This window comes from Polaromonas sp. YR568 (genome assembly GCF_943369675.1).
Classification (GTDB): Bacteria; Pseudomonadota; Gammaproteobacteria; order Burkholderiales; family Burkholderiaceae_C; genus Polaromonas.
Genome location: NZ_CALROB020000023.1, coordinates 83,559 through 90,942 on the forward strand (window position 1 = coordinate 83,559; position 7,384 = coordinate 90,942).

A 7,384-nucleotide genomic window follows, 5' to 3' on the forward strand; every position below is an offset into this window, starting at 1 on the left:
GTATGGCCGCGCGGGCCGACTATCCCCGCTCTCATCCCATCCGCAGGACTCCCTGCCACTTAAGAACTCTATGGCCCGCAATACCCAGGTCACCGCCGACCACAACGCCCCTCCCGTCACGCAAATCCTCGCGAAGTTCGTCGCCACGCATCCGTCGCGCGGCTGGAGCGACGCGGTGGACCACGAGGCGCATCGCACCTTCATGAACTGGCTGGGCTGCGCCGTGGGCGCGGCAAAACATGAAGCGGCCGACATGGCGCTGGCTGCCGTCAACATGCTGCAGCCCGCCGCCCAGGCCAGCGTGCTGGGCCGCCGCGAAAAAGTCGACATGGCAAGCGCGGCGCTGGTCAACGGCATCACCTCCCACACCTTCGACTTTGACGACACCCACCTCAAGACCATCATCCACCCGGCCGGCCCGGTGGCCTCCGCCGTGCTGGCGCTGGCCGAGCACACCGGCTCGTCCGGGCGCGACGTGATCGACGCGCTGGTGATCGGCATCGACGTGGCCTGCCGCGTCGGCAACGCCATGTACCCCGAGCACTACGACCGCGGCTGGCACATCACCGGCTCCACCGGCACGCTGGGCGCCGCAGCCGCCTGCGCGCGCCTGCTCAAGCTCGACGTGCAGAAAACCGCCATGGCGCTGGGCATTGCCGCCTCGCAGCCGGTCGGCATGCGCGAGCAGTTCGGCACCATGACCAAGCCTTTCCACCCGGGCGGCGCCGCCCGCGCCGGCATGATGTCCGCGCTGCTGGCAAGCCAGGGCTACACCGCCAGCCCGAAAGCGCTGGAAGCGCCGCGCGGCATGATGCAGACCGTCTCCACCAAGAACGACTGGAATGAAATCACCGGCGAGCTGGGCCAGCGTTTTGAGATCTCTTTCAACAGCTACAAGCCCTTTGCCTGCGGCATCGTGATCCACCCCAGCATCGACGCCTGCGCCCAATTGCGCGCGCAGAGCGTGACGCCGGAGCAGATCGAGCGCATTGAACTGAAAGTGCATTCGCTGGTGCTGGAGCTGACCGGCAAGAAAGAACCCGCCGACGGCCTGCAGGCCAAGTTCAGCGTCTACCACGGCTGCGCGGCAGGCCTCACCTTCGGCCGCGCCGCCGAGGAAGAGTTCTCCGACGAGATCGTCAACCGTGCCGACATGGTGGCGCTGCGCCGCAAGGTGGTCGCCACGGTGGACGACTCCATCGACGAAGCCAGCGCCGACGTGACGGCGGTCCTGAAAGACGGCCGCCGCGTGCACGTATTCGTCGAGCACGCCATCGGCTCGCTGCAAAACCCCATGACCGACGCCATGCTGGAGGGCAAGTTCCACGGCCTCTCCGACGCCATCCTGGGCGCCGGGCAGACGGGCGAGCTGATCAAGGCCTGCTGGGCCGTCGGCAAGGCGGCCAACGTGTCGGCCATCACCGCGCTGGCAACACCCAAGGCTTGAACGCGCCACCCGGATCGGGTGGCCCAATTGGGCGCAAGCCAAACAATGACGGGCAATTTTGCTATTTAAAACATAGCGAAATTGCCCTTTTTTTTGTGCAATCCAGGCGACTGGCCAAGCCCCCCCCGCCTGGAAATTGAAAGAATTACCCGCATTTACAGCCTGGATACCCAAGCGCCTGAACCAAAACCGTCACACCGCAGTCATACTGAAAACCAAGGGTTACTACGTATTAGCCTTCCGCTATCCGAGTCATTGAACCTATTGCTTAGCACTCGTTCCAACAGAGTGCTAATATTTAGCACTAGAGAAAAGGAGTTCTGCAGTGTCATATGCTCTTTCCCCCCAACCGCTGACCGCCGCTGCCGTCGCCGTGCCCAACCCGGGCGCCGTGGCAGCCGTCAACCCTTGGTCGCTGGTTCCCCCACTGGGCAACCTGGACGCCTATATTTCCGCCGTCAATCGCTTGCCCATGCTCACTTTGGAGCAGGAGCAGGAATTCGCCAAAAACCTCAAGGAAAACAACGACCTTGACTCTGCCGGTAAGTTAGTGCTTTCTCACTTACGTCTAGTGGTGTCGATTTCGCGCAAATACCTGGGCTATGGCCTGCCCCACGGCGACCTGATCCAGGAAGGCAACATCGGCCTGATGAAGGCCGTGAAACGCTTCGACCCGGACCAGAACGTGCGCCTGGTGAGCTACGCCATGCACTGGATCAAAGCCGAAATCCATGAGTACATCCTGAAAAACTGGCGCATGGTCAAGGTCGCCACGACCAAGGCCCAGCGCAAGCTGTTTTTCAACCTGCGCTCCATGAAGCAGGGTTTCAAGGACGACGCCGACGTGGCGACGCACCGCGACACGCTGACCGAAGGCCAGATCGATTCCATGGCGAAGACGCTCAACGTCAAGCGCGAGGAAGTCATCGAGATGGAGCAGCGCATGTCGGGCGGCGACGTGCTGCTGGACCCTAGCCCAGGCGACGATGGCGAAGATGCTTTCGGCCCCATCGCCTACCTGGCCGACGCGACGCAGGAACCGACCGCGTTGATGGAATCGCGCCAGCGCGACAACCTGGCGTCCGACGGCATCAGCGCCGCGCTGGAGGAACTGGACCCGCGCGCCCGCCGCATCGTGGAAGAGCGCTGGCTCAAGGTCAACGACGACGGCTCAGGCGGCATGACGCTGCATGACCTCGCCGCCGAGTACAAGGTCAGCGCCGAGCGGATTCGCCAGATCGAAGTGGCGGCGATGAAGAAGATGAAAAAAGTGCTGGCGGCTTACGCATAAGCGAAGACGCATAGACGAGGGCTCCCGCCCTCTTTCCTTCCGCAAAAGCCCGCACCCTCAAAAGTGCGGGCTTTTTTGTGGGCGTGTGCGGCACTCAGGTGGGTTCAGGCTGCAATAAATTGCAGTTGCGCGCGCACGCCACTTGGCCCGGGCGCAGGATGCCAACGCAAATTTAGTACGTTGTTACTCACGCGCAGCCGCACAATGAATTCGTGCTGATCTTCCACGCGCTCACCGGCAGGCCCGGACGCTTTCAGCAGTTCGTGCGCGGCCTCCTCTCCGGCAACTGCATCAGGAGCGTGCTGGCGGCGTATCTGCTGGGTTCAGCCATGCCGGGATGGGCCCAGCACGCCGCCGATGCGCGGCTGCCGGTGCTGCAACTCAATGCGCCCGACGGCCGGATCGCGCTGGCCGATCACAGCCAGTTCTGGATCGACGCGACGGGCAAGGCCGTGCTGGAGCAGGTGGAAGCCCGGGAATACGACCTGCCGTTTGCCAGGCGCCCTCCCGGCCATACCGTACTACTGGACGGCCAGGTGCTGTGGATACGCTTTAACGCCATGCAACCGGACCTGTCGCAGCGCTGGGCGGTGGAGCTGAGCAGCGCGGGCGTCGACCGGGTCAGCCTGCATTACCGTAACGCCGCGGGGGACTGGGTCGAACAAAAAGCCGGCGACAAACTCCCGGTGAGCCAGTGGCCGCGCCCCGACCGCTTTCCGGTTTTCGACCTGGACACCGAGCAGGCGCGGCCCGTCACCTACTTCGTCCGCATCGAGCATGCGCGCACGCCGTTTTCAGCGCCGCTTTTCATTTACAGCCAGCCCGCCCTGCTGGCGCAGCGCATGCAGGAGCAATTCCTGCTGGGCGCCTACTTCGGCCTGGCCGTGCTGATGGCCCTGGTGGCTGCGGCCAACGCGGTAGCCTTCAGCGACAGGAGCTTTGCGGCCTACGCCGCCTACATCAGCACGCGGGCCGCGGCCCAGGCCGGGATGCTGGGCATAGGCGGGCAATACCTCTGGCCGGACTCACCGGCCTGGAATGACCTGTCGGCCTTCCTGCTGCCGGTGCTGGCGGCCTGCAGCGGCATCTGGTTTGCGCGCGTGGTGACACAGCCGCAGCGCTTCTCGGTCGCGCTAGACCGGCTGTCGCTCCAACTGATCATGCTGCTGGCGCTGCTGGCCGTGCTGGACACCGCTTACCCGACGCATGCGGGCTTCGTCGCCACCACGGCGCTCATCATCGCGGCCATCTCCGTGATCTGCGCGCTGGTGTTTATCGCCTGGCAAAGCGGCGACCCCACCATGCGCTGGATCGCGCTGGGCTTTGTGCCGGTCGTGGCGATGGCGCCCTTTCCCGTGCTGCGCAACCTGGGGCTGGTTCCGGTCAGCTTCCTCACGCAGTACGGGCTCACGCTGGGCGCGGCGCTAGAGACGCCGCTGCTGTTTTACGGCCTGCTCAGGCACGCAGCGCAGCGCCGCGAAGCCCGGGCGCGCGCTGCGGCGCTGGCGCAGACCGAGCCGCTCACGGGACTGAGCAACCAGCACACCTTTGAAGCGCGGCTGCATGAGGCGCTGCTGCGCTCGAATCGCTACCAGCACCGCTGCGCCCTGCTGATGATCAAGCTGTCCAACCACGGCTGGTTCGCCAAAGAGCACGGGCGCCAGATCGCCGACTATGCGCTGGTGCTGGCGGGCTCCTGCCTGCGCCAGCGGGCGCGCGACATCGACATCGCGGCGCGCGTCGGCGACTCTGAGTTTGCCTTGCTCATCGAGGGGCCCGTGACCCCGGCGCACGCCGTTGCGGCGGCTACCCAACTGGTGGCGCGCGCGCTGCAGCCCTCTGACTTACTGCCGGTGGGCTCGCGCCTGAAGCTGCACGTGGCAATCGCCATGGTGCCGGACGCGCAATGCGGGAAGGCTCCCGACGCCGCGCTGCACCTGGCCTATATGCTCAAGTCCTTGCGGGAGATGCCGGCGGACACGCGCAAGTCAATCAAGACGGTGAACTTCTAGGCGAAGTTCACCTGCGGGCGCTCAGGCATCCTTCAGCAGCAGCCGGATGTCGGAGGCCAGCGATTCCACGCCGCTGCCGTAGCGGTTGTACAGGCGTATGCGGCCCTTGCCGTCGAACACATAGCTGCCTGCGGAGTGGTCCATGGTGTAGCTGCCAGGGGTCTTGCCGTCGACCTTTTTGTAGTAGACCTTGAAGTCCTTGGCGACCTCGGGCAACTGCGCCATGGTAGGGCGCAATGCGAGAAAGGCCGGGTCGAAATTGCCCATATAGGCCTTGAGCAGTTCGGGCGTGTCGCGCTCGGGGTCGACGGTGATGAAGATGGCCTGCAGCTTGTCGCCGTCGGGGCCCAGCTGCTGCTTGACCTGCGCGAGTTCGGCCATGGAGGTCGGGCAAACGTCGGGGCACTGCGTGAAGCCGAAGAACACCACCACCACCTTGCCGGAAAAATCCTTCAGCGTGCGCACCTGGCCGTTGTGGTCGGCCAGGCTGAAGCCCTGCGCATAGTCGGCGCCGGTCAGGTCTATGCTTTTGAACTGCGGTTTGTCGGGCGAACAGGCGGCCATCAGGCCGGCGGTGGCCGCGAGCACGGCCGCGCCCGCCAGGGTTTTGACGGCGCCGCGGCGCGTGGACAAGGTCGTTGGGGTTTTCATGCGGTGTTCAGACGAAATCAGACGAGGTAGTGGTCCAGCAGCAGGGCCGCGAACAGGACCGAAAGATGGATCAGCGAAAAGCGGAAGGTCTTGCGTGCCAGCGCGTCGGAATAGTTGCGCCACAGGCGCCAGCCGTACCAGCTGAAACCTATGCTCAAGGCCACGGCGGCCACCAGGTAAAGCCAGCCGCTCATCTTGAAGATGAAAGGCATCAGGCAGGCGGGAAACAGCACCACCGTGTACAAAAACACCTGCAGGCGCGTGAATTCGTTGCCGTGCGTGACCGGCAGCATGGGCAGGCCGGACTTGCGGTAGTCCTCGACGCGGTACAGCGCCAGCGCCCAGAAGTGCGGCGGCGTCCAGAGGAAGATGATCAGAAACAGAATCAAGGCCTCAGGCCCGACCGAGCCCGTCATCGCAGCCCAGCCCAGCACCGGCGGCATGGCGCCCGAGGCGCCGCCGATCACGATGTTCTGCGGCGTCATGGGCTTAAGGATCACGGTGTAGACCACCGCGTAGCCGATGAAGGTGGCGAAAGTCAGCCACATGGTGAGCGGGTTCACCCACATGTACAAAACCCAGGAGCCCAGCGCGCACAGCCCCGCCGAGAAAGCCAATGTGAGCGGGTTGCTGAGTTCGCCCTTGGCCGTGGGGCGCCAGGCGGTGCGGCGCATTCGCGCGTCGATCTGCTGCTCGACCAGGCAATTGAAGGCCGCGGCGGCGCCGGCGACCAGCCAGATGCCGGCGCAGGCGATGAGCGCGAGCTTGACGTCGGGCCAGGTGGGCACGCCGGGGACGGCCAGCACCATGCCGATCAGCGCGCAGAACACGATGAGCTGCACCACGCGCGGCTTGGTCAGCGCATAGAACTGCGCGAACTTCGACGGAACGTGGGGCGTGGCGGATGCCGGAGCGGCGGAGGGAGTGCTGGGGTTCATGGGAAATCGCTAGGCATTCAATTTTGACGCATGTGGCGCAGCGGGCCCGCCGCGCCCGGAAAAGACCACGCCGCTGAGCACAATGACCAGCGCCGCCGCACCGCCGGTGTGCGACACCGCCGCCAGTAACGGCCAGCCCAGCACGGCATTGCTGATGCCCGTGGCGACCTGCAGCAGCGTGAGCCCGGCCAGCCAGCACGCGGGCGCACGCCAGGCCGGCAGGCGGTGCAGGCAAAAGGCCAGGGCCATGAAGACGGCAAACACGAGGTAAGCCGTGAGGCGGTGGACATAGTGGATGGCGGTGAGCGCCTGGAAACTGATGTTGGCGCCGTCATGGCCCGCGCCCAGCTCGCGCCATAGCGTGAAGCCCTGGCGGAAATCCATTGCCGGCCACAAGGAGTTCTGGCAGCCCGGGAAGTCGGTGCAGGCCAGCACCGCGTAGTTGGTGCTGACCCAGCCGCCCAGGGCAATTTGCAGCCACAGCAAGGCAAACGCGGCCAGCGCGGCGAAGCGAATGCCGCCGCTCAGGCCTTGTGCCGGCGGTGCCTGCAGCTCGGCATAACGCAGCGACTGCGCGCGCAGCAGCGCCAGCAGCACCAGGCCGCCCAACAAGTGCATCGTGACGATGGCGGGGAACAACTTCATGGTCACGGTGAGCGCGCCGAACGCGCCCTGCAGGCAGACCCACACCAGCGTGGCAGCCGGCCACCAGAACGAAACCGGCGTGCGCTTGCGCTCCAGCCAGCTGGTGACTGTGAGTGTGAGGATCAACACGCCGACGCCCGTCGCCAGGTAGCGGTGGATCATTTCAATCCAGGCTTTGGAGTGCGTGACCGGCCCCGTCGGCATGGCGGTTTGCGCGGCTTCGATGTGCATCTGTGCGCCCACCGGGCTGGCGCTGCCGTAGCAACCCGGCCAGTCGGGGCAACCCAGGCCCGAATCGGTGAGCCGGGTGAAAGCGCCGAAGATCACCAGGTCAAAGGTGAGGAACAACGTCACGATGGTCAGCACCCGAAGGCGCTGCGCCACCGGCGCGTTCTTGTTG

At 65.2% G+C, this 7,384-nt stretch carries 6 protein-coding genes; 3 read left to right on the forward strand and 3 right to left on the reverse strand.

Translation table 11 applies throughout. The features are described from left to right. Positions 1 to 70: 70 nt before the first annotated feature. From ACLV8F_RS14260 to ACLV8F_RS14270, 3 genes are all read left to right on the forward strand, one after another. Positions 71 to 1,447, forward strand: coding sequence for an MmgE/PrpD family protein (locus tag ACLV8F_RS14260; protein ID WP_411884854.1), 1,377 nt, complete (start codon positions 71 to 73; stop codon positions 1,445 to 1,447). 325 nt (positions 1,448 to 1,772) lie between these two features. Further along, positions 1,773 to 2,738, forward strand: a complete 966-nt coding sequence (rpoH, locus tag ACLV8F_RS14265) for an RNA polymerase sigma factor RpoH (protein WP_411884855.1) — start codon at positions 1,773 to 1,775, stop codon at positions 2,736 to 2,738. 212 nt (positions 2,739 to 2,950) lie between these two features. Next, on the forward strand, positions 2,951 to 4,750 hold the full coding sequence (locus ACLV8F_RS14270) for a diguanylate cyclase (RefSeq protein WP_411884856.1): 1,800 nt from the start codon (positions 2,951 to 2,953) through the stop codon (positions 4,748 to 4,750). Positions 4,751 to 4,771: 21 nt separating this feature from the next. On the opposite strand, the gene ACLV8F_RS14275 is transcribed toward ACLV8F_RS14270, so the two are convergent. The 3 genes from ACLV8F_RS14275 to ACLV8F_RS14285 all read right to left on the reverse strand — a co-directional run. After that, on the reverse strand, positions 4,772 to 5,401 hold the full coding sequence (locus ACLV8F_RS14275; RefSeq protein WP_411884857.1) for an SCO family protein: 630 nt from the start codon (positions 5,399 to 5,401) through the stop codon (positions 4,772 to 4,774). A gap of 17 nt (positions 5,402 to 5,418) precedes the next feature. Further along, positions 5,419 to 6,339, reverse strand: coding sequence for a heme o synthase (cyoE, locus tag ACLV8F_RS14280; RefSeq protein ID WP_411884858.1), 921 nt, complete (start codon positions 6,337 to 6,339; stop codon positions 5,419 to 5,421). A gap of 9 nt (positions 6,340 to 6,348) precedes the next feature. Continuing rightward, the coding region (locus tag ACLV8F_RS14285) for a COX15/CtaA family protein (protein WP_411884859.1) at positions 6,349 to 7,384 on the reverse strand (1,036 nt) is incomplete at its 5' end.